Source organism: Sphingomonas sp. CCH9-F2 (genome assembly GCF_001556735.1).
Taxonomy (GTDB): Bacteria; Pseudomonadota; Alphaproteobacteria; order Sphingomonadales; family Sphingomonadaceae; genus Sphingomonas; species Sphingomonas ginsenosidimutans.
This window is the reverse complement of the sequence record NZ_LSJO01000321.1, coordinates 1-356: the sequence shown is the minus strand read 5'-3', so window position 1 is coordinate 356 and position 356 is coordinate 1. Positions and strand designations below refer to the sequence as shown.

General features: G+C 74.2%; 1 protein-coding gene. It reads right to left on the bottom strand.

Annotated elements, in window-relative coordinates:
* A partial coding sequence (locus AX685_RS09405) for a sugar phosphate nucleotidyltransferase (protein WP_231738737.1) occupies positions 1-356 on the bottom strand: 356 nt, incomplete at both ends.

Sequence of the window (356 nt, the reverse complement as noted above, 5' to 3'; positions counted from 1 at the left end):
TGGAACGCATCGACATCGGCAATGACATGATCGGACGGCATCACCAGCAGCGCCGCGTCCGGGTCCGCCGACAGCGCCGCCAGCGCGATCGCGGGCGCGGTGTTGCGACCGACCGGCTCCAGCACCAGCGCCTGCGGCTCGGCGCCCGCGGCGGCCAGCTGCGCCTCCACCTCGTCGGCATGCGCGGCGTTCGCGACCACCACCGGCGCGGCGAACCCCGCCCCCCGCGCGCGCGCGGCGGTGAGTTGCAGCATCGTCTCCGCCGCGGTCAGCGACAGGAACTGCTTGGGCTTCTCCGCCCGCGACAGCGGCCACAGCCGCGTCCCCGATCCGCCCGACAGGATCACCGGAACGAT